Below are 20,919 nucleotides of genomic sequence, written 5' to 3' on the forward strand. Positions count from 1 at the left end.
GTCCCTTCTTCAATCATACTTCTTTGAATTCTTCAAGATTTCTTCATTTTTAGGTATTTTCAAGTTTTTTTTCACTCTAGTCATTATACCACCAATTCTTCCCGTTTCTTCTGCCGTTAAGTATCCCCAGCCAAACTTATCCACCTTATCTTTTAATCCTAATTCTTCAGCTATTTCATACTTTAATTTTTCCCTTTGCTTTTCTAACTCAGTAAGTTCCTTATGTGATTTTAACTTTGATTTAATCACCTTTTTAAGTGGCGTTTTCCCCATATAAATCCCTCCACAAAATAATATAAATAATTTAACATTTTATATTATTTTGCTCAGAATAATGTTTTTTATTCTAGTTTTTAAAAGTTCAAATTCTTAATTGGCTAGTTTTACATTTATAAAAAAAACTTTAAGAAAAGTAAAACCACAAAAAAAACACCTAATATAACTATTAAAAAAACTGGTAAAAAAACTTCAAAGGCGGCCACTATAAATGCCAACTTATCTTTTAGTTCAATATCATTTTGATCTTTGGACTCATTTTCAAAAGTTTTCATGAGAGCACTTCCTTCGTTATTATCCCACACACTATATTAAATTACATAATTAAAAATGTCTACCTTAAATTTGATTTTTCAAATTATATATAAGAAAAGTACCTTTACATAGTGCACTCTTACTTATATTTTATTCTAGGATCAACAACCGCATATAAAACATCTGCAACTAAATTCCCTAGAAAAGTCAAGACCACAATGATCATATTTATACCCATAAGTAGTGGATAATCTCGTTGAAAAACTGCATCTAAGGATAATTTGCCAATTCCCGGCCAGGAAAATACCTCTTCAGTAATTATTGCCCCTGTAAATAAATTAGCGATTGACATACCAAATATAGTTACTAAAGGAATCATGGCATTTTTCAAAGCATGTCTATATATAATTATTTTTTCTTTTAATCCTTTTGCCCTTGCTGTCATCATATAATCTTGCTTTATAACTTCAAGCATGCTACTTCTTACATATCTTATTAACGTAGCAGCATTTACAAAAGTTAAAACTATACAAGGAAGCGCCATATGATAAAATATATCCAATATCTTATTCATTCCATGTAACGTTTCTCCTGTAGTTGTCATACCTTCAACAGGAAAAACATTTAAATCCGCTGCAAAAATCTTTATTAATATAAGACCAAGAAAAAAAGTTGGTACAGAAACACCTATAAGAGATAGAATCGTAAAACCAGAATCAATAATTGAATGTTTCCTAGTTGCCGATATAACTCCTATAGGTATGGCTATTAATACAGCTAAAATAAACGAAATAAACTGCAGATAAAATGAATTCCATATGTATTTATTAATAACTCTTTTAACAGGTTGATTCAATTTATAAGATTCACCCAGATCACCCTTAACTGCACCCTTAAGCCATCTAAAATATTGTATTACTTTAGGCTCATCAAGATGATATTTATGCCTCATTTCAACTTTTTCTTTTGAATTCACCTTCATTGAAGTTACTATATCCCCAGGTGCAAAACTAAATATCATATATATTATAAACGAAGTCACTATTATTATAGGTATCATCAAAAGTAATCTTTTTACTATGTATTTAATCATAATTACCTCCTAATATAAAAATTGTGTCTGATTAGATATACCAGACACATAAAAATTATTTGAGTTTTGCTTTCCACAAGGATACAGTAAAATCTTTATAAGGTGTAACATTAATGCCTTTAACTCTTGAACTTATTGCCCACATATCATTTCTTTGATACATAAAAATTGTTGGCATATCATCATTTATCATTTCCCATACTTTTTTATAATCCTTTTTTCTAGTATCAAAGTTCTGTTCCTTTAAAGAGTCACTCATTTCTTTATCAAGCTCTTTATTTGAGTATCCAAAAAAATTCTGAGTTCCTTCAGTTTTAAAGACTACAGATTGATCTGGATTTGCACTAAGACTCCCTGCCATAAAGAACATATCAAAATCTTTATTTTCAACCTTGTTATTGACACTAGTAAAATCCATAGAATCAACTAAAACTTCAATTCCAAGTTTTTTATAATTTTCTTTCATTATTGGAATAAGAACATCATTAACTGGATTATCAGAACTAGCTAAATAATGAATTTGAAATTTTTGTCCATTCTTTTTTCTAATTCCATCTGAATCTTTTTTCCAGCCCGCTTCATCTAATAACTTACTTGCCTTATCTGTATTAAATTTATATTTGTTTACATCTTCATTATAATTCCAAGAAGCTACTGATTGAGGTTCATTACATACAGTGCCATAGCTTCCAAAAACATTTTTAACAATGTTTTCTCTGTCTAGTCCATATGTTAATGCTTGTCTTACTTTTTTATCTTTAAATATATCCCTATTTAAATTTATTCCAATGTATCCATATACATTTGCCGGAAATGTTGTAATATCAACATATTTAAAACTCTTAATTTCTTCTATAGCTTCATTATTAGGTTTAATTTGATTTAAATCAATTTCTCCATCTTTGAGCATCTGCATTGCATTATTTTGGTTAGTAACTTTTAATATCACTTTTTCTATTTTAGGCTTTCCTCTCCAATAATTAGGATTTGCCTCAAAATCATATTCTTCACCTGGCTTACTTTCTTTAAAAATGTATTGTCCCGAACCTATTGGTGTATTTTCCATAGTTTCTATTGACGATGCATTTCCTTGCTTGTAGTTTTTTCCTAATAACTTTTTAGATACAATAAGCGTTCTTGCTAGTGCATATATAGCTGATGTATTTTCTTTTTCAAGCTCAAAACTTATTGTGTGTGAATCTTTAACCTTTATTCCTTCTACCTTATTAGTCTTTCCATCAGAATAATCCTTCCAGCCTTTTATGTTAACTGTAGAAGGATCAAAAGTATTGCTATTTGTTAACTTATCGCATAAATAGGTAAATGTAAATTCCACATCCTCTGCGGTTAATGGAGTACCATCACTAAATTTAACATTATCCTTAATGTGAAAGGTGTAAACAAGACCATCCTTTGATATATCCCATTTTGCAATTCCAGGTATAGGTTCTCCTTTTTCGTCTACATCTCCAAGACAATCATACACCATTTCCCACATATACTGATTATAAATCGAACTTGAGTTTAAAGGTATCATTTTACCATCATCAGGCTTCTCTATACCAACTACCAAAACATTACCTCTTTTTTCTGCTAGCTTTGGAACCTCATATGGTTGTGATGCCTTTACCGTCTCTATTGAATTTTTAGAAAAATTGCTTGTACTTTTGTTTATAGCTGTTTGTCCACATGCAGTTAGAAATATCATGACATTCGCTAAAGCAATTAATGACATCATATGCCATTTTTTCATCTTTATCCCCCTTATTTTTCTTTAAATTTAACTTTTATACACAATAATAAAATAAAACAATGCACACTTATAAAAAACAATTTACCTACTTAAAGTTTAATTGCCTTTTATGTAAAAATTTTTCATAAATTACCAAGTGAATGCGATAGACGCCAACTCATATATATTTTTTTTAATATGATTTATGTTACCACTTTTCTTATATAGTGTCAATTACTAAAACTTTATAAATTTATTAGGTTATTTACATTATTTATTGCGATTTATATGATATTTTCAAAAAATATTATGTGTTTTAATTTACATTATATTTCATGTATTTATATCTTATTACATATAAAAACAATAATATTTATTATTCTCTATATTTTTTTAATGATACATTATATAATTAGTATAACACTTGCAGTCATTTCATTTGTATCATTTATACTTCTTAAGTGATATAATATATAAATCTTTTGATTTTAACAGTCATAATTTTAAACTAACAATATGTAATTAAGGAGAGTGATTTGATTGAGTATTTTCAAAGGATCAGCTGTTGCACTTATTACACCTTTTACAGAAACAGGAGTTAATTTTGATGAACTAAAAAAGTTATTAGAATGGCATATAGAAAATAATACTGATGCCATTGTTATATGTGGAACCACTGGTGAAGCTTCTACAATGTCACTAAATGAAAGAAAAGATGTAATAAAATATACTGTAGAAATTGTAAACAAAAGAATTCCTGTAATTGCAGGAACAGGAAGTAATAACACAAAATCTGCTACAGAAATGAGTTCATGGGCAGAATCTATTGGCGTTGATGGTGTTTTAGTTATAACTCCTTATTACAATAAAACAACTCAAAAAGGTCTTATTGAACACTTTAAAGCTATAAATAATAGTATAAATATCCCTATGATATTATATAATGTACCTGGAAGAACAGGAGTAAATATACTTCCTGAAACTTTATATGCAATGAAAGACCTTAAAAATATATTAGCTATAAAAGAAGCCAGTTCTGATATAAGTCAAATAGCAAAAATAAAAGCTCTTTGCAAAGATAGATTTGATATTTATTCAGGAAATGACGATCAAATAATACCTATACTTTCCCTTGGTGGTTCTGGTGTTATATCAGTTCTTGCTAATATAATTCCAAAAAAAGTTCACGATATGTGCAAACTTTATTTTGAGGGAAAAACTATTGATGCCTTAAATCTTCAATTAGATTCTCTTCTCCTCACAAACAGCTTATTTATAGAAACAAATCCTATACCTATAAAGACAGCTATGAACCTATTAAATTTTAATGCTGGCTCTCTTAGACTGCCTTTATGTAATATGGATGAGAAAAACTTAAATAAATTAAAGACAGAACTTAAAAATTATGGTCTTCTAAAATAATGGAGGTAACAAAATGGTTAAAATTTTACTCAATGGTTGCGGTGGCAAAATGGGAACTGCAATAACAAATCTTTCAAAAAACTATGATAATATTTCAATTGTAGCTGGTGTAGATAAATCTCCAAAGGATAGTTCTAGTTATCCTGTATTTAAATCAATATCAGAAGTTAATGTTGATTGTGATGTAATATTAGATTTTTCACGTCCTGATTCTTTGGACGAGATATTAAACTATTCTAATACAAACAGTTTACCTATAGTCCTTTGTACAACTGGATATACAAACGAGCAAATTGACAAAATAAATGAATTCAGCAAAAATCACACTGTTTTTCGTTCAGCTAACATGTCAATTGGTGTAAATATAGTTAACAACATTCTAAAAAGCGTAAGTACTATTTTATATGAAAATTATGATATTGAATTGATTGAAAAACACCACAATCAAAAGGTAGATGCTCCAAGTGGAACAGCACTTTTACTAGCTGATACTATAAAAAATACTATATCAGAAAAAATTGATTACATTTATGGTAGAGAAGGTGTAAGTAAAAAAAAGCATAACGAGATAGGCATCCATGCTATACGCGGCGGAAGCATTGTAGGGGAACATGATTTAATATTTGCTGGCGAAGGTGAAACAATAGAAATAAAGCACACCGCTCAATCAAGAGATGTCTTCGCTGCTGGTTCCTTAAAGGCATGTGCATTTATATACAAAAAAGCTGCTGGTCTTTATGATATGAATGATGTATTAGGTATGTAAAATTTAAAATATTCAGCATTTTACTAATTATAAAAGGCCACCCTTCATGGATGGCCTTTTATAATTTATCTATTTTTCAATATCCACTTTTCCATTCTATTCATGCACTCTTCTAATTCAACTTCACTATATGCATATGAAATTCTAGCAAAGTTTTCACCCTTTTCTCCAAAAGCTGAACCTGGTACTATTGCAACTTTTGCTTCATTAAGCAGCTTCTCACAAAACTCTTCGCTTGTCATGCCAAATCCGTCTACACTTGGAAATATATAAAACGCACCTTTAGGCAAACTCACCTCAAATCCCATATCTTTAAGTCTCTTATAAACATAGTCTCTTCTTTTTTTGAATTCATTTTTCATATACTGAACATCAGCATCACAATTTCTAAGTCCTTCTAAAGCACCATATTGTGATATTGACGGTGCACAGGTTGTAGTATATTGATGTACCTTTAAAATACTGTCCATAAAAGTGCTACTAGCACAAACATAACCTATTCTTAATCCAGTCATTGAAAAAGTTTTTGAAAATCCACTAACAATAATAACTTTTTCTTTTATATCTTCATACTGTGATATTGAATAATATTCTTCTTCGTAGCATAAAGCACTATACATCTCATCTGTTACTGCTATAATATCATTATCCTGTATAAGTTGATGCAATCTTTCATTATCTTCTTTACTTAAAACTGCACCTGTTGGATTAGATGGATATGATAAGACCATAAATTTAGGTTTTTCGTTTTTAATTTTATCCTCTAACTCATTAAAATCTATAGAAAACTCACTTCCATAAAGTCCATATGTTATAACCTCACCACCTAAAAGTCTTGTACAACTATCATAAGCAGGAAAAGCTGGATCAGGCACCAAAACTTTATCACCTTTATTCAAAAGAGTACCAAATATATCCATTATTCCTTCTGTTCCACCTGCTGTAATACATATCTCATCCTTTTCATAGTTTATATTGAATTTCCTCAAATATTTACTAATCTCTTCTCTCAATTCCTCTATTCCTGCATTAGACGTATATACTGTTTTATCATCATCTATTGCTCTAATCATAGCTTCTTTAACTTTACCTGGTACTGGAAAATCTGGTTGACCCAATGTAAGTGATATAGCCCCTTCAACTTTTGCAACCTTATTATAAAATTTTCTTATACCTGATATTTGTATACTACTAGCTCCTGAAGATATTTTACTATTTTCCATTTTTCATGCCCCCTAAAATATGTACAAGCCTAATATAAGAGTAAGTAACTTACATTTTATAAAATTAAAATATTAAAGTTATACAATAATTTATTTTATGGTATAATTCTAATATAAATGTGACTTTAACTATTATTTAATAATAATACAACTCACATTTATTAGTGTCAAATCTTATTTTAATAATACAGGAGGCTATTTAAATGAACTACGATTTAACAAATCCATATGAAATTGCAAAGTACATAAAAGAAGCAAAAAAAACTACACCACTTAAAGTATATGTAAACGGTAATCTTGCTGACTGCATAGCAAATGATATTGACTGTTTCGGAACTGATAATTTTTATATTTTATTTGGTGAAAGTGATAAAATATCAAACTTCTTAGAAGCAAATGGGGATAAAATCCAAAAGTTTAAAATAGAACAAGATAGAAGGAATTCAGCTATTCCTCTAATTGATATGACTAAAATAGATGCAAGAATTGAACCTGGTGCTATCATAAGAGATAAAGTATCAATAGGGAAAAATGCAGTTATAATGATGGGCGCAGTTATAAATATAGGATCTGAAATAGGCGAAGGTGCTATGGTAGATATGAATGCTGTCGTTGGTGCAAGAGGTAAAATAGGTAAAAGAGCTCACGTTGGTGCTGGAGCAGTAATTGCTGGAGTTTTAGAGCCACCTAGTAAATCACCTTGCGAAATTGGTGACGATGTTTTAATAGGTGCTAATTCTGTTATTTTAGAAGGAGTAAAAATTGGTGCAGGTTCTGTTATAGCAGCAGGCTCTGTTGTAGTTGACGATGTGCCTTCTGGCGTTGTTGTAGCAGGAACTCCTGCAAAAATAATAAAAGAAGTTGATGATAAAACTAAAGACAAAACTCAGATAATGGATGATTTAAGAAAATAATTAATATATAGTCTCACTCTTAAAAGAGTGAGACTATATATTTTAGATTACTTTTTTATCTTGAGCATTATCAATCCCTATATTGACAATGTTAACTTCATCAGAGCTTTCTGTCTCACCAACTCTTTCCATCTTGGATATAGACACTTCATATGCTGTCTTCTTTACAGAATCTTTTTCATTTAATTTCTTTTGATATTCTCTACTTTGAAGCCTTCCCCATATTCTTATATTGTCCCCTACTTTTAAAGTCTCGCAAAATCTGGAATTTCTACCCCAAGCTATTGTGGGTATGTAGTCTGACTTATTATAGGATCTATTAACAGCTAAAAGCATATCAGATATTTCTCTTCCAAAAGGAGTTGTTCTATATACTGGTCTTTTGCATATAAACCCATCTAGGAATATCTGATTTGGGTTTTTACTCCTTTCGCTACAATCTTGTATACTACGTGTAAACACAGTTAGTATAAGCCTATTAGCCCCATCAACAAATTTATTATAAGATCGAAGCTGCCCTTCTACAATGACTTCTCTACCTACATCTAAATCCATCCCTGTAATTAATCTTTCTGAAACTGTTACAAATAATCTATCCTTTGCATCACTTAATCTCTGAACATCAAGATAAAAATTATAAAAACCTTCTCCATACATTTCATGACTAAATTCAAGTTTTGATGCAATTACTCCTTCAAGATAAAGTTTATTATTTAACATTAAGTTATCCATTATAACCCTTCTTTCCCTTAGTTATTTAATTATTACTTTAAATATAAAATATTTAATTTTTTGCTTAACTTTATTTCCATTATAATACAATTTTACACCTAATTTCAATAGGCTATTTTTTTATTTGTTTACCCATATAATCAATATAGTAGTTATTATCATAAATTAAGTCAGATATTCTCACGAATTTGTACCCATCACTTTTTAATTTTTTTAATATCCTGTCTAAATTCTCTGGAGTGTATTTTGCATTGTTATGAAAAAGTATTATAGAACCCGGCTTGACATTTTTAACAACTCTCTCATATTCTACATTCTTCCCTTGCTCCTTCCAATCTATACTGTCCACATCCCATTGTATACATTTATGCCCTGTACCCTCTGCTGCTTCAATAGCAGAATTATTATACGAACCTGATGGACATCTAAAAACCTTTGTTTTAGCTCCTGTAATCGAATAGATTTTTTCATCTGCATTTTTTATATCTTCTTTTATATTCACTTTAGACATCTTTGTCATATCTAAATGTTTATCAGAATGATTCCCTATTTCATTTCCTCTCTTATATATTTCTTTTGTTTCATTTGGATAATCTTCTACCCATCTTCCTATAAGAAAAAAAGTTGCCTTTGCGTTATAGTTGTCGAGTACATCAAGAATTTTTGTAGTATTATCATTGCCCCAGCTTGAATCAAAAGTTATAGCTATTTTTTTGTCTCCAGTTTCGACAGAATATATAGGTAATTTTTTATCTTTATTGACAAAAACCCCCATACTGCTTTTATGAATACAAAAGAAGATAGTTATACAAAAAATCAAAAGTATAATATAAAAAAAAATCTTACTTAGGTATATTCTCTTAGCATATATTAAATGCAAATCTTCCCCTCCTTTTGCTTGCATCTATACAAATTTATTCCGCAAAAAAAAATATATGAATGAATATAAAAAAAACACAAAAACTATGTAATGAAACTAAGACAAAATGCCTGATTTTATTTCACCAAATATAATTAAGGAGGTTACAACATGCCTAATAGAAAAACAACATTTACTAATGTACGAGGTCATAAGGAGGAGTTCTCCTCAAAAGACTTAAATATACAAAATAGATATATGGCAAGAGAAGTTGACCTGCAAAAATCAAAACTTAAAGAATATAAAAAAGATAATGTTGTTGGAGATAGAAAAGATGTTAAGATTCCTATAAAACATAAATTAACATAATAAATTATTATTTATAAAAAAAAGCACCTATATATGGTGCTTTTTATGTTATAATGATTAAGGTGATAATTATAGCTTTCTGTATTAAATTTTACTTAAATCTGTTTAAATACTACAATTTTCAAAGTATTATGGTATATATTTAAGTTATTAGTTAAGTTAGAAAGTTTATAAAAAAGCTAAAAATTCATTTTTTTACAATGTGCTTAAGGAGGAAAAAAGATGTTTGAAGACACTTTAGAATTAGCTGAAAACAAACTTCTTTTGCTTTATATATTACATAAATTACAGTTTCCAATTTCTAAAAATCAATTTACAGAAATAATACTCGAAAATAATTTTATGAATTATTTTATACTTCAACAGTATATTTCTGAACTCATATCTTCTGATTTTGTCAAGTTACAGCAAAATGATAATAAACACAATGTATCTATAACAAACAAAGGTACAAAAGTTTTAAACTTGTTTATAAATAGACTTAGTCAGGATAAAAAAGCTTTAATAGATAAATATATATCATCGAATTTGCATAATATAAAAAATGCTATAAGTGTTACAGCCGATTACACAATAGCTAATAAAAATAGCTTTATTGTTGATTTAAGAGCTATCGAAAATGATATAACACTTATAGATATAAAATTAAATGTTGTTTCTAATAAACAAGCTAGAGATCTTTGCAACAAGTGGAAAAGTTCCTCTTCGGAAATATACAACAAAATAATAAATCTTCTCACCAGTGATTAAATGCAGATAATACCTGTAGGCTCATTTCCTATTGGTATTATTTTTTTTGTATCCGAGTGTATATCTATACAAATAAGATTATTATTATAACTGTCTCCAACATATAGTAAATTATTTCTTTTTATTATCCCTCTTGGCATACCTCCAACATATATCTTTCTTATTTCCTTCATTTTTTCCAAATCAATTATACTAACAGTGCCATCTCCAAAATTTGAAACAAAACAAATTTTATTGTCGCAAAAAATATCCACAGGCCATTTACCAACTTTAACGCTTCTCTTTTTTTCTATATTATTTAATGGTATTATACTTAAAGTTCCATTATAATCTGTTCCCATATTACTTTCACAAACTATAACTTTTTCTCCATCCTCTGTAAATATAGCCTTAGTAGGATATTCTCCAACTTTTATACTATTTATATATCCGAGGCTACTTTTTTTAAATACTGTAATACTTGAACTTCCCATATCTGCTGTAACAAACATGTTATTCTTAGCATTAAAATCTATACTGTGTGGCATATATCCACAGGATATCATTTCGTCTATAACTTCATCTTGAAAATTATATTTAATAACACTATTAGAATCACCACATATGACATATGCACTTTCTTTAACTATTCTAAGATCATTACAGTGCATACCTATAAAACAACTTTTATAAATTTCTTTTTTCTCTAAATTTACAAAGGACAAAGTATTGCTAAAGGTATTAGCTGTTACTATGTTATCCTTATACTTAAAAATACCATGAGGTCCAATTCTGCTGGTTTGGATTCTCAAATCAATTCTAAAATTTTCTTTTAAATTATCCAAATCTATAACAGATAAATCATCTGAACCAGAATTACACACACAAATAAAACTCACAATTTTCCCACTTCCTTTCCATATTAAATATAATATGAAACTTCCATGGTTATTGTTATAGTAATATTGACATATATGATATTTTTAATGTATATTTAGCTTGTACTATTAACTATAAAGAAAGGACTGATTATTAATGCACATATATAAAACAAAAGGTGTTTGCTCCTCAGAAATCCACTTTGATGTTGAGGATAATATAATAAAAAAAGTTGATTTTTTAGGAGGTTGTCCTGGAAACACTTTAGGAGTAAGTAAATTAATAGAAGGCATGTCTGTTGATGATGCTATAACAAGATTAAAAGGAATAGACTGCCGCGGCAAGGGAACTTCTTGTCCTGACCAACTTTCAAAAGCGCTAGAAGAATTAAAACATAATGCATAATAAAATAAATGGAGAATATAAACAAAAGTCTATATTCTCCATTTATTTTATTATGCTATTACAATGCTTTTTCAAATATGCTTAATGCTTTATCTATTTCTTCAAAACTTACATTTAGTGGTGGTAAAAATCTTATTACATTCGCCCCTGCTGTAATTAGTAAAAGCTTATTTTCAAAACATGTATTTATTATTTTTTTAATATCTGACTTTATTTCTACTCCAACTAAAAGTCCCATACCTCTAACATCACTTATAATGTGATATTTTTCTTTCAATTTTTTTAATTTATCGAATAAGTATCCACTTTTTTCATTAACATTCACTTCAATAATTTTTTTATCTATAAGCTCACCTAACACAGAAGTGGCAACTGCACACGCAAGCGGATTTCCTCCATATGTATTTCCGTGATCTCCTGGTACAAAAGAAGCTGCCACATTTTCTTTTGCAACCATTGCTCCTATTGGAAAACCTCCACCTAAAGCTTTTGCTATACACACTATATCTGGTACTACTCCAAATTTTTCATAAGCAAACAGCTTTCCTGTTCTTCCCATACCACATTGTACTTCATCAAATATTAAAACAGCACCGTTTTCATCACACAATTCTCTAAGAAGCTTTAAATATTCTTTTTTAGCTGGAATTATGCCACCCTCACCTTGAATAGGTTCAACTATAACAGCTGCTGTATTTTTGCTTATTTTGATTTTTATATCTTGTTCGTCATTAAATTTAACACTTTTTACATCACCAATTAAAGGTCTAAAACTTTCTTGATATTTAGGTTGACCTGTAACCGAAAGAGCCCCCATTGTTCTTCCGTGAAAAGAATTTTCCATATAGATAATTTCCTTCTTTTCTTCCCCCCCATGTATACTTCCATACTTTCTTGCAAGTTTAAGTCCTGCTTCAATTGCTTCTGTACCACTATTACACATAAAAACTTTATCAAAATCACTATTTTTACATAAAATTTCAGTTAATTTCATAGCATTTTCGTTCCAATAATAATTTGATATATGCATTAATTTGCTGCTTTGTTCTTTAATTGTGTTCACAATAACTGGATTACAATGTCCTAAACAATTTACAGCTACACCAGATACAAAATCTAGGTATTCATTTCCCTCTTTATCATATAGCTTTGTGCCTTCTCCTTTCTCAAATGTAACATCGAATCTTCCATAGGTATTCATTAAATAGCTTTTTGACATTTTATACCACTCCCATAAGAAATTATTGTACCACTATAATTCAAAATATCATTTATAAGACAATGATTATTTCTTCCATCTATAAGATGTACATTTTTAGTACCATTTTTTATTGCACTAGCACAACACTCAATTTTAGGTATCATTCCACCTTTAATTATTTGTTCCTTAATATAATAATTAATATCATCAATATTCATTCTATGAATTATACTTTGTGGATCATTTATATTTTTGTAAACACCCTCAACATCTGTTAATATTATAAGTTTTTCTGCATCTAAAGCTGAACTTACAAATGCTGCTGCATAATCTGCATTTATATTATATATATTCCCCTCAACATCACACCCTATTGGCGATATTACAGGTACTTGATTATTTTTCAAAAGTGCCTCTATGAATTCTGAATTTATATTAGTTACATTTCCAACATATCCTATATCTATTTTTTCACTATTTTTATATACATACTTTTTTTCAGCTTCTATAAGCTTATTATCAACACCGCTTAATCCAACAGCATTAACTCCATTTAAATTAAATTTAAGTGACAATCTTTTATTTATTTTTCCTGAAAGCACCATCTCTACTATCTCTATTACTTTTTCATCTGTAACTCTAAGCCCATTAACAAAACTAGTTTCTATACCAGAAATATCTAGCCACTTTGAAATTTCTGGACCTCCTCCATGAACTATAACTATATTAATCCCCACTTTTCTAAGGTACTTTATATCCTTTATAAAAGCATCTTCAGCTTTTTTATTTTTCATAATGCTTCCACCATACTTTATCACAAACGTTTTTCCTTTATATTTTTTTAATTCCGATAAAGTTTCTTCCATAGGTTCTTCTAAATTTTCCACTTTGAACACCAACCTTATTTTTATTGACATGAATAATTATACACATTTTTTTACGCTTATTCAAGGTTTTTATGAATATTTGTTGAATATTTATGCTTTTTTATGTATAATTAAAATAACTAATAAATAAATTGGAGTGATCATAATGATAAGAGTCGGTATAATAGGTGCTACAGGGTACGCTGGAGAGGTTTTAACATGGTTACTAAATAATCATCCAAATGTAAATCTAGTTTTTTTAGCCTCCCATAGTTATGGTAACTCACCATTTAGCTCAACCTATGGTAATTTTACAAATATAATTGAAGATTTATGCATAGATACTGTCAAGGTTTACGATAATTTGGATAACATAGATATTCTTTTTACTGCACTTCCTTCTGGAAAAACTTTTTCTATTGTAAAAAAAGCTCTAGAAAATGGCGTTAAGGTTATAGATTTAGGTGCTGACTATAGACTCAAATCCTATGAAACCTATGAAGAGTGGTACAATATTACTCATCAAGGTAAAGAACTTTTGAAAAATGCAGTATATGGTCTCTCTGAAATCTATAGAGAAAAAATTAAAACCTCAAACTTAATTGCAAATCCTGGCTGTTATCCTACAGCTTCTTCACTTGCACTTATTCCTCTTTTAAAGCATAAACTTATAGATACAAATTCTATAATAATTGATGCAAAATCTGGAGTCTCCGGTGCAGGTAGAAAAGCTTCCACTAATAATTTATTCATTGAGTGTAATGATAGTATTAAAGCTTATGGAGATGCACACCATAGACATACACCTGAAATAGAACAAACCCTTAGCTGTGAAGCTAACGAAAATATACTTTTAACCTTTACTCCTCATTTAGTACCTATGAACAGGGGAATACTTTGTGCATGTTATAGTAATTTAAAGAAAAAAATAAAATTAGAAGAAATTTATAGTATTTATAAAGAGTTTTATAACAATGAACTTTTTATAAGAATAATTGATAAACTTCCAGAAACAAGGTGGGTAAAAAACTCTAATTATTGTGATATAGGAATTAGAATAGACCAAAGAACTAATAAAATAATAGTTTTTTCTGCTATTGATAATTTAATGAAGGGTGCTGCCAGCCAAGCTGTTCAAAATATGAATATAATGTATGGTCTACCTGAACAAACTGGAATAAATTTAACCCCTATGTTTCCTTAATATCTTATGAAAGAAGGCTATGTTATGAACACAATAAATGTATTAAAAAATAAAAGTATTGAAAGTATACCTTACTTTAAAGTAGTAGGGATTTCCTCAGGCGTTAAGAAAAATAACAAAGAAGATTTATGCTTAATTTATAGTGAAAAACCTTGCATCGCTGCTGGAACCTTTACTACAAATAAAGTTAAGGCTGCACCTGTTCTTTTGGATTTAAAACATATAAAATCAGAAAATATATATGCTATAGTTGCAAATAGTGGAAATGCAAATGCTTGTACTGGAGATGATGGCTATGAAAAAGCCTATATGATGGCAGAATGTACTGCAAAACACTTAAACATAAAGCCAGAAGAGGTTTTAGTTGCTTCTACCGGTGTAATAGGTGTTCCTCTTCCTATTGATAAAGTTATCTTTGGAATAGATAAAGCTTTTTCCAAAAAAGAAAGCAATGCTGAAGCTGCTATTAAGGCTATAATGACCACTGATACAGTACAAAAAACAATATGTATTGAGTTAATGCTTAACGGGAAAAGTGTTAAAATCGCAGCTATTGCAAAGGGTTCAGGAATGATTCATCCAAACATGGCAACAATGCTAAGCTTTATATTAACAGATGCAAATATTACAAAGGATATGTTAAATAAAGCTTTAAAAGATAGTGTTAAGGATTCTTATAACATGATTTCTGTAGATAGAGATACCAGCACTAACGATATGGCTTTAGTTCTTGCAAACGGATCTGCCAATAACACACTTATCTCTGAAGAAAATTCCGATTATGAAATATTTAAAAAGGCTCTACACTATGTAAATGTAGAAATCTCAAAAATGATGGCAAGTGATGGGGAAGGTGCCACAAAATTAGTTGAAGCAAAAGTTTTTAATGCTCCTTCCTCAAAAACTGCTAAGATAGCTGCAAAATCAGTAATAACTTCAAGCCTTGTAAAAGCTGCGATGTTTGGCAGTGATGCTAACTGGGGTCGAATTATTTGTGCTCTAGGCTACAGCGGGGCTGATATTGATCCTTCTAAAGTAGATATTTCCTTCTCCAATGCTGATTCAAAGGTTGAAACCTGTTTAAAGGGTGCAGGGTTAAATTTTGACGAAGAGGCTGCTAAAAAAATATTAGATGGTGAGCATGTAGTAATAGAGGTTGATTTAAATGATGGTGAGTTTAATGCCACTGCTTGGGGCTGTGATTTAACATACGATTATGTAAAAATTAACGGAAGTTATAGATCTTAGTTTTAGATAAAAATTAAAAGGAGTAGTTAATTTGTAAACTACTTCTTTTAAAATATTCATACTATTTAAAATAAATTAATATTATTTAATCCCTTCATATTGTATTATCCTATGTGTATTTGGTAAATAGTAAAATTTAAATTTTCTATAATACTCCATATCTTTGTAATCCACAACACCTTCTAACTCAAAATTGTTAATATATATAATATCATAACATCTTTCCTCGATTCTATCAGATATACTACCCACCTCAACTTTATAATTTTTCATTATAAACGCAGGTATATCTTTGCAATAACTAACTGCATCAGGAATTATAAACATCTCAATTACCAACAAAATAACAGTTGCAATTACATTAATTATTATATTTACCTTTTTAGAAAATCTATTCTTAACTATATTGAAATCTCTCCATCCGATAAATATTGCATATAATATCACAACTATAAATAGCACTTCAAAAATTAAGATCATCCAATATCCAACTTTATTGATCAGCATATTTCTCTCCACAATTATCTTCCTTCTTTTTAAATACTCTAATAAATACGAATATTAAAATTATACCTAATACAACTCCTATTATCCCCTCTCCATTAATAAGTAACAACTTACCACTCATAATTCCATGCTCATTCTTATATATGTCACCTAAGACCATAACATTTATAGAATTCCATACTGCATGAAGGATTACTGGCAGAAGTACATTACCTGATAAATAAAAAGAATAAGCTTCTGGAAAACTAAAGGCAAATGCTGCTAACCCCTGCACTAAACAAAGTAAAAATGGATTTGATATTCCTGAATATTTTGCTAGTAAAAATACTATTGGTACATGATAAAGCGCCCATACAACTCCAACTATTATAACTGATTTTGTCGTTCCAAATTCAAATGTTGATTCTTTTAAAAGATACCCTCTCCAACCATATTCTTCTCCTAATGCATCAGGTATTGTCATTATACTAGCCACTATGAGGACTATTATATCTCTTCTAAAGAGTATTTTCCCATTAGCAACCAATTTCCCTAAGCTTTCAGTGTTTACCCTACTTTGAATTACACCTATCCCTAACATATATACAATAAAAGAGCATAGGAATACAACTGCTATTGGATAAAATATACTAAATAGCACTGCCTTTTTATTTATTTTTTTAGTAAAAACCTCACAAGTCTTTTTTATATTTTTATACTCTATAATATTAAAAATGAAAGCTAAAATACCTGGAATATACATTATACTAAAGAAAAACTTCTGTCCCACCTTATAATTTATAAACAAAGCTAAAGTTACACACCATGTAATTAATAATACAAATAATATATACAGTCCTATATATTTTTTTCTCTTCACTCAATTCACCTCTAACTCACAAAATCTTCATTTTCAAATACCCTTATAGCAAGTACTATAAATAATAAGCTAATTAGAGTTAACATAATAGAAATAATTTTAATTGATGCTAAATTAAAACCTTGTATATCACTATTAAGAAGACTTGTAAGAATAATTCCTGATACAATGGTAAGTTGAGTTTTCTTATATTTTACTCCTATATATACCGGAAACAAGCTTAAAATTGTAAATACAAGAGAATCCAAAACAATCCAAAATAGACCACTCAAACTTATCATAGGTAAACTTACTTTTGTAACCATATGAAATATATAATAATTAAGGTACAATGAAATATTTCCTATAATCATAGCTATAAATATGAATAAACTTATTAAAAAAAGCTTTGATAATATTATATTTTTTCTTTTAATAGGATACATGAACATCAAATTTATAGTTTTACTATTATACTCGCCCACAATAATATTTGATATAAGAACCGAAGAAAATATCATAAAAACTCCTTGGACAAGTGTTTCTCCTAAAACATAGGTATTTAACGTAGATTTATTTCCTTCAGCTATTACTTGAAGCATTACTAAATTTATTATTATAATTGCTATTAACAGTGCCTTTAAATAACTTTTCATTTTATATTTTTTTACTTCTAGCTTTATAAGTTTAAACATTATAATCCTCCTTTCTAAGAGTTTTAAGAAAATAATCTTCAAGGTTGCTTTTTTTTCTTATAATAGATTCTATATTTATATCATTTAAAATAAGTGTTTTTGAAATAACATTTTGAGGTATATTAAGATCATAAATTTTTATTGAATTATTATCTAAAATCTTAAAATTAGATATCTTCAAATCGTTTGTTAATATATACGCAGCTTTTCTAATGTCCTTCGTTACTAACTCAATATATTCTAAGTTCTTCTCTCGTATAGACTCAATGGTAACCTCTTTATGAAGCCTCCCTTTTTCCATTATACCTACTTTATCAGCCAATCTTTCTATTTCACCTAAAATATGACTAGAAATTAAAATGGTCATACCGTATTCTTTTGAAATCTTCTTAAGTAATTCCCTTATTTCCTTAACCCCCACTGGATCAAGTCCATTAATTGGTTCATCTAAAATCAAAATTTCTGGTCTTGTGGAAATAGCTCTAGCAATTCCAAGTCTTTGTTTCATACCTAAAGAAAATTCTCTAACTTTTTTATCTTTATTCTCTTCAAGATGAACTAGCTTAAATATTTCATCAATAGTTCTTTCATCATAGTATCCCATATATTCTAAGTGAAGCTCTATATTTTCTTTAGCTGTCAGTTTGTTGTAAAATACAGGATATTCTATTATTTGTCCCATTCTTTTTAAAATTTCAAAGGATTTCACACTTAATTTTTCTCCGAATATTTCAATTTCACCTATTGAAGGTCTTATTAAATTTGTTATCATTTTCATAAGCGTAGTTTTACCTGCACCGTTTTCGCCTAAAAGAGCATATATTTCACCTTTTTTTATATTCATGCTAACATCCTCTACAGCATTTCTTTCTTTAAAGCTCTTAGTTACATTAACTGTTCTTATAACGTAATTCATGAATCCTCACTCCCTTTCCTTTATAGTTTTATTGTATTATATTATGTTTTCTTTTTTATTACTTAAATCTTACATAATCCTTAAGTTTATTTAGGCAAACTGAAAATGAAACTAGTTTTTTCATAAGGCTTACTATAGAGTTCAATGTTTCCACCTAGCTTCTCTATTAACCTTTTAGTTATTGTGAGTCCTAGTCCACTTCCTTTATAATATTTATTTCTAGAATCCTCCAAAGTGTACATCCTCTCGAAAACTCTCCCTTTATTAATTTCATCAATTCCACATCCCTTATCAAAAACTTCAGTATATACATACTTTTCATCAAAATATAATTTTAAACCTAATATTTTTCCCTCTCTCCCATATTTAACTGCGTTGGATATAAGATTGTTTAAAATTCTATTTATTGCCTCTTCATTACCATGAGCGTAAATATCTGTTTCAGGAATACTTATATTTACTTCTATTTCATCCTTCATCAAAATATCATAATAATTTAATATATTTTTTCTGCAAATCTCAGACATATTAACTCTACTTATAGGAAGCTTTTTGTCACCGGCTTCAAGTTTAGCTAAATCAAAGAACTTATTAATAAGTACTGTCAGTTCCTCGGTTTTTCTATGTGCCTTTGATAACATAACTTCTCTTTTCTCTGTATCAATGTCCTTATTAAGTTTCATTGTCTCCAAATATCCCAATATGACTGTAAGGGGTGTCTTTAAATCATGTGAAATATTTGAAAGCATTTTTTTCATTGATATTTCTATTTTTCTATGTCTTGCAGAAATTTCTCTAGAGTGAATAAGTATTTTATTTATTTCATTAAGAAGCCCTTTTATCTGCTTGTCATCAGAAAATAAAAGTATCTTTTCTTCTGTTTTTTCTAGATCAATTTTATTTAGTTTATCCCTAATATATATCAAATCATTTTTTATTTTTCTAAGAGATTTATATTGAAGCACTATAATAAAAATCATACAGAAAATAATAGCACATAAAATAATCACTTTAAATCACCCATTTTGTACCCTATTCCCCACAGCGTTTTGATATATTTAGGTTTTGAGGGATCATCCTCAATCTTTTCTCTTAACCTTCTAATATAGACATTTATAACATTATCGTCTCCATAATACTCATCCTCCCATACCTCACTATATACTTGAGCTTTGGTGAAAACTCTCTTAGGATTTTTGCAAAATAGCTTTAAAATTTCAAATTCCTTTGAAGTAAGCTGAACCTTTTGTCCTCTTTTATTTACCGAAAAATCATTTATATTTATAATTAAATCTCCAATTTCTATGGTACACTGTTCTTTTATTGTGTCCTTAGAATATCTAGTAGCCCTTCTTATAGCTGCTTTGATCCTTGCTAAAATTTCTATCATAGAAAACGGCTTGGCTATATAATCATCAGCTCCAAAACCTAATCCTAAAGCTTTGTCCACATCTGTATCCTTTGCAGACATTATTAAAACTGGAACTGTACTTTTCTTTCGTATTACATTTAAAACCTCCATACCATCTAGCTTAGGAAGCATTATATCTAAAATAATTAAGTCAAACTCTTTTTTTAAGAATTTCAAAATTCCTTCTTCTCCGTCAAAAGCTGTGCAAATTACAAAGCCTTCATTTACTAAGTAACTTTTAAGCATTTCACTTATTTCTTTATCATCCTCTATAATTAAAATTTTATTATTCATAAAAAATACTCTCCTTTTAATTTCTATAATACATTATAATACAAAAGAGGGCCTCTAAGTTAAACTTAACCTAGAAACCCTATCT

At 28.8% G+C, this 20,919-nt stretch carries 24 protein-coding genes; 8 read left to right on the forward strand and 16 right to left on the reverse strand.

Annotated features, from left to right (window positions below; all coding sequences use genetic code 11):
• Positions 1-9 precede the first annotated feature (9 nt).
• From CLFE_RS14935 to CLFE_RS14950, 4 genes are all read right to left on the reverse strand, one after another.
• A complete protein-coding gene (locus CLFE_RS14935) occupies positions 10-273 on the reverse strand; it encodes an alpha/beta-type small acid-soluble spore protein (RefSeq protein WP_077834734.1) in 264 nt (87 codons plus the stop codon).
• Positions 274-389: 116 nt separating this feature from the next.
• Positions 390-551: a hypothetical protein gene (locus CLFE_RS14940; protein WP_169850895.1), complete on the reverse strand. Its 162-nt coding sequence runs from the start codon at positions 549-551 to the stop codon at positions 390-392.
• A gap of 119 nt (positions 552-670) precedes the next feature.
• Complete coding sequence (locus tag CLFE_RS14945) at positions 671-1,624, reverse strand: ABC transporter permease (protein ID WP_077892814.1); 954 nt, start codon at positions 1,622-1,624, stop codon at positions 671-673.
• Between the two features lie 55 nt (positions 1,625-1,679).
• Positions 1,680-3,377, reverse strand: a complete 1,698-nt coding sequence (locus tag CLFE_RS14950; protein ID WP_242951573.1) for an ABC transporter substrate-binding protein — start codon at positions 3,375-3,377, stop codon at positions 1,680-1,682.
• Positions 3,378-3,896: 519 nt separating this feature from the next.
• Between CLFE_RS14950 and dapA the strand changes: the two genes are divergently transcribed.
• Together dapA and dapB are read left to right on the forward strand one after the other, a co-directional pair.
• Positions 3,897-4,778 carry a 4-hydroxy-tetrahydrodipicolinate synthase gene (gene dapA / locus CLFE_RS14955; RefSeq protein ID WP_077892813.1) on the forward strand — a complete coding sequence of 294 codons (882 nt, stop codon included), beginning with the start codon at positions 3,897-3,899 and terminating at the stop codon, positions 4,776-4,778.
• A 13-nt stretch (positions 4,779-4,791) separates the two neighbouring features.
• Positions 4,792-5,544, forward strand: coding sequence for a 4-hydroxy-tetrahydrodipicolinate reductase (gene dapB / locus CLFE_RS14960; RefSeq protein ID WP_077834731.1), 753 nt, complete (start codon positions 4,792-4,794; stop codon positions 5,542-5,544).
• Between the two features lie 65 nt (positions 5,545-5,609).
• Here the strand turns inward: dapB and CLFE_RS14965 are convergent, their stop codons facing one another.
• Positions 5,610-6,767 (reverse strand): pyridoxal phosphate-dependent aminotransferase, encoded by a 1,158-nt coding sequence (locus tag CLFE_RS14965; RefSeq protein WP_077851048.1) that lies wholly within the window; start codon positions 6,765-6,767, stop codon positions 5,610-5,612.
• 203 nt (positions 6,768-6,970) lie between these two features.
• On the opposite strand from CLFE_RS14965, the gene dapD reads away from it, so the two are divergent.
• Positions 6,971-7,681, forward strand: coding sequence for a 2,3,4,5-tetrahydropyridine-2,6-dicarboxylate N-acetyltransferase (gene dapD / locus CLFE_RS14970; RefSeq protein ID WP_077834729.1), 711 nt, complete (start codon positions 6,971-6,973; stop codon positions 7,679-7,681).
• 42 nt (positions 7,682-7,723) lie between these two features.
• Here the strand turns inward: dapD and CLFE_RS14975 are convergent, their stop codons facing one another.
• Both CLFE_RS14975 and pdaB read right to left on the reverse strand, forming a co-directional pair.
• Positions 7,724-8,413 carry a single-stranded DNA-binding protein gene (locus tag CLFE_RS14975; RefSeq protein ID WP_077834728.1) on the reverse strand — a complete coding sequence of 230 codons (690 nt, stop codon included), beginning with the start codon at positions 8,411-8,413 and terminating at the stop codon, positions 7,724-7,726.
• A 112-nt stretch (positions 8,414-8,525) separates the two neighbouring features.
• Complete coding sequence (gene pdaB / locus CLFE_RS14980; protein ID WP_077892812.1) at positions 8,526-9,293, reverse strand: polysaccharide deacetylase family sporulation protein PdaB; 768 nt, start codon at positions 9,291-9,293, stop codon at positions 8,526-8,528.
• Positions 9,294-9,443: 150 nt separating this feature from the next.
• Between pdaB and CLFE_RS14985 the strand changes: the two genes are divergently transcribed.
• Complete coding sequence (locus tag CLFE_RS14985; protein ID WP_077834726.1) at positions 9,444-9,641, forward strand: hypothetical protein; 198 nt, start codon at positions 9,444-9,446, stop codon at positions 9,639-9,641.
• A gap of 222 nt (positions 9,642-9,863) precedes the next feature.
• Positions 9,864-10,391, forward strand: a complete 528-nt coding sequence (locus CLFE_RS14990; RefSeq protein WP_077834725.1) for a DUF4364 family protein — start codon at positions 9,864-9,866, stop codon at positions 10,389-10,391.
• Here CLFE_RS14990 and CLFE_RS14995 read toward each other — a convergent pair.
• Positions 10,388-11,269, reverse strand: coding sequence for a YncE family protein (locus tag CLFE_RS14995; RefSeq protein ID WP_077892811.1), 882 nt, complete (start codon positions 11,267-11,269; stop codon positions 10,388-10,390). The two genes, CLFE_RS14990 and CLFE_RS14995, sit on opposite strands and share 4 nt — an antisense overlap.
• A 136-nt stretch (positions 11,270-11,405) precedes the next feature.
• On the opposite strand from CLFE_RS14995, the gene CLFE_RS15000 reads away from it, so the two are divergent.
• Complete coding sequence (locus CLFE_RS15000) at positions 11,406-11,654, forward strand: TIGR03905 family TSCPD domain-containing protein (RefSeq protein WP_077834723.1); 249 nt, start codon at positions 11,406-11,408, stop codon at positions 11,652-11,654.
• Positions 11,655-11,712: 58 nt separating this feature from the next.
• Here the strand turns inward: CLFE_RS15000 and CLFE_RS15005 are convergent, their stop codons facing one another.
• Positions 11,713-12,873, reverse strand: coding sequence for an aspartate aminotransferase family protein (locus CLFE_RS15005; protein ID WP_077892810.1), 1,161 nt, complete (start codon positions 12,871-12,873; stop codon positions 11,713-11,715).
• Complete coding sequence (gene argB, locus CLFE_RS15010; RefSeq protein ID WP_307875816.1) at positions 12,855-13,772, reverse strand: acetylglutamate kinase; 918 nt, start codon at positions 13,770-13,772, stop codon at positions 12,855-12,857. The genes CLFE_RS15005 and argB overlap by 19 nt, the downstream gene beginning before the upstream one ends.
• A 115-nt stretch (positions 13,773-13,887) precedes the next feature.
• Between argB and argC the strand changes: the two genes are divergently transcribed.
• Both argC and argJ read left to right on the forward strand, forming a co-directional pair.
• Complete coding sequence (gene argC, locus CLFE_RS15015) at positions 13,888-14,925, forward strand: N-acetyl-gamma-glutamyl-phosphate reductase (RefSeq protein ID WP_077851041.1); 1,038 nt, start codon at positions 13,888-13,890, stop codon at positions 14,923-14,925.
• A gap of 24 nt (positions 14,926-14,949) precedes the next feature.
• The gene (gene argJ, locus CLFE_RS15020) at positions 14,950-16,173 is read left to right on the forward strand and encodes a bifunctional glutamate N-acetyltransferase/amino-acid acetyltransferase ArgJ (protein ID WP_077892809.1); all 1,224 of its coding nucleotides are present in this window, start codon (positions 14,950-14,952) and stop codon (positions 16,171-16,173) included.
• A gap of 81 nt (positions 16,174-16,254) precedes the next feature.
• On the opposite strand, the gene CLFE_RS15025 is transcribed toward argJ, so the two are convergent.
• The 6 genes from CLFE_RS15025 to CLFE_RS15050 all read right to left on the reverse strand — a co-directional run bounded on the left by CLFE_RS15025 (position 16,255) and on the right by CLFE_RS15050 (position 20,834).
• Complete coding sequence (locus CLFE_RS15025) at positions 16,255-16,680, reverse strand: hypothetical protein (protein WP_077892808.1); 426 nt, start codon at positions 16,678-16,680, stop codon at positions 16,255-16,257.
• A complete protein-coding gene (locus CLFE_RS15030; protein WP_077892807.1) occupies positions 16,667-17,539 on the reverse strand; it encodes a CPBP family intramembrane glutamic endopeptidase in 873 nt (290 codons plus the stop codon). The genes CLFE_RS15025 and CLFE_RS15030 overlap by 14 nt, the downstream gene beginning before the upstream one ends.
• Before the next feature lie 11 nt (positions 17,540-17,550).
• Complete coding sequence (locus CLFE_RS15035) at positions 17,551-18,213, reverse strand: ABC transporter permease (protein WP_077834715.1); 663 nt, start codon at positions 18,211-18,213, stop codon at positions 17,551-17,553.
• On the reverse strand, positions 18,206-19,129 hold the full coding sequence (locus tag CLFE_RS15040) for an ABC transporter ATP-binding protein (protein ID WP_077892806.1): 924 nt from the start codon (positions 19,127-19,129) through the stop codon (positions 18,206-18,208). The genes CLFE_RS15035 and CLFE_RS15040 overlap by 8 nt, the downstream gene beginning before the upstream one ends.
• 86 nt (positions 19,130-19,215) lie before the next feature.
• Complete coding sequence (locus CLFE_RS15045) at positions 19,216-20,109, reverse strand: sensor histidine kinase (RefSeq protein WP_077892976.1); 894 nt, start codon at positions 20,107-20,109, stop codon at positions 19,216-19,218.
• 26 nt (positions 20,110-20,135) lie between these two features.
• Complete coding sequence (locus CLFE_RS15050) at positions 20,136-20,834, reverse strand: response regulator transcription factor (RefSeq protein WP_077892805.1); 699 nt, start codon at positions 20,832-20,834, stop codon at positions 20,136-20,138.
• Positions 20,835-20,919: the final 85 nt, after the last annotated feature.

This window comes from Clostridium felsineum DSM 794 (assembly GCF_002006355.2).
Lineage (GTDB): Bacteria > Bacillota > Clostridia > Clostridiales > Clostridiaceae > Clostridium_S > Clostridium_S felsineum.

What these genes read in the sequence shown, in the direction of transcription:
- CLFE_RS15040 (WP_077892806.1), bottom strand. Translation starts at nt 19,129, where the DNA reads ATGAATTACGTTATAAGAACAGTTAATGTAACTAAGAGCTTTAAAGAA.
- CLFE_RS14975 (WP_077834728.1), bottom strand. Translation starts at nt 8,413, where the DNA reads ATGGATAACTTAATGTTAAATAATAAACTTTATCTTGAAGGAGTAATT.
- CLFE_RS15000 (WP_077834723.1), top strand. Translation starts at nt 11,406, where the DNA reads ATGCACATATATAAAACAAAAGGTGTTTGCTCCTCAGAAATCCACTTT.
- CLFE_RS15035 (WP_077834715.1), bottom strand. Translation starts at nt 18,213, where the DNA reads ATGTTTAAACTTATAAAGCTAGAAGTAAAAAAATATAAAATGAAAAGT.
- dapD (WP_077834729.1), top strand. Translation starts at nt 6,971, where the DNA reads ATGAACTACGATTTAACAAATCCATATGAAATTGCAAAGTACATAAAA.
- CLFE_RS14940 (WP_169850895.1), bottom strand. Translation starts at nt 551, where the DNA reads ATGAAAACTTTTGAAAATGAGTCCAAAGATCAAAATGATATTGAACTA.
- CLFE_RS14965 (WP_077851048.1), bottom strand. Translation starts at nt 6,767, where the DNA reads ATGGAAAATAGTAAAATATCTTCAGGAGCTAGTAGTATACAAATATCA.
- argC (WP_077851041.1), top strand. Translation starts at nt 13,888, where the DNA reads ATGATAAGAGTCGGTATAATAGGTGCTACAGGGTACGCTGGAGAGGTT.
- CLFE_RS14935 (WP_077834734.1), bottom strand. Translation starts at nt 273, where the DNA reads ATGGGGAAAACGCCACTTAAAAAGGTGATTAAATCAAAGTTAAAATCA.
- argJ (WP_077892809.1), top strand. Translation starts at nt 14,950, where the DNA reads ATGAACACAATAAATGTATTAAAAAATAAAAGTATTGAAAGTATACCT.
- CLFE_RS15025 (WP_077892808.1), bottom strand. Translation starts at nt 16,680, where the DNA reads ATGCTGATCAATAAAGTTGGATATTGGATGATCTTAATTTTTGAAGTG.
- CLFE_RS14990 (WP_077834725.1), top strand. Translation starts at nt 9,864, where the DNA reads ATGTTTGAAGACACTTTAGAATTAGCTGAAAACAAACTTCTTTTGCTT.
- dapB (WP_077834731.1), top strand. Translation starts at nt 4,792, where the DNA reads ATGGTTAAAATTTTACTCAATGGTTGCGGTGGCAAAATGGGAACTGCA.
- CLFE_RS15050 (WP_077892805.1), bottom strand. Translation starts at nt 20,834, where the DNA reads ATGAATAATAAAATTTTAATTATAGAGGATGATAAAGAAATAAGTGAA.
- CLFE_RS14950 (WP_242951573.1), bottom strand. Translation starts at nt 3,377, where the DNA reads ATGAAAAAATGGCATATGATGTCATTAATTGCTTTAGCGAATGTCATG.
- CLFE_RS15045 (WP_077892976.1), bottom strand. Translation starts at nt 20,109, where the DNA reads ATGATTTTTATTATAGTGCTTCAATATAAATCTCTTAGAAAAATAAAA.
- CLFE_RS15005 (WP_077892810.1), bottom strand. Translation starts at nt 12,873, where the DNA reads ATGTCAAAAAGCTATTTAATGAATACCTATGGAAGATTCGATGTTACA.
- CLFE_RS14945 (WP_077892814.1), bottom strand. Translation starts at nt 1,624, where the DNA reads ATGATTAAATACATAGTAAAAAGATTACTTTTGATGATACCTATAATA.
- argB (WP_307875816.1), bottom strand. Translation starts at nt 13,772, where the DNA reads ATGTCAATAAAAATAAGGTTGGTGTTCAAAGTGGAAAATTTAGAAGAA.
- CLFE_RS14985 (WP_077834726.1), top strand. Translation starts at nt 9,444, where the DNA reads ATGCCTAATAGAAAAACAACATTTACTAATGTACGAGGTCATAAGGAG.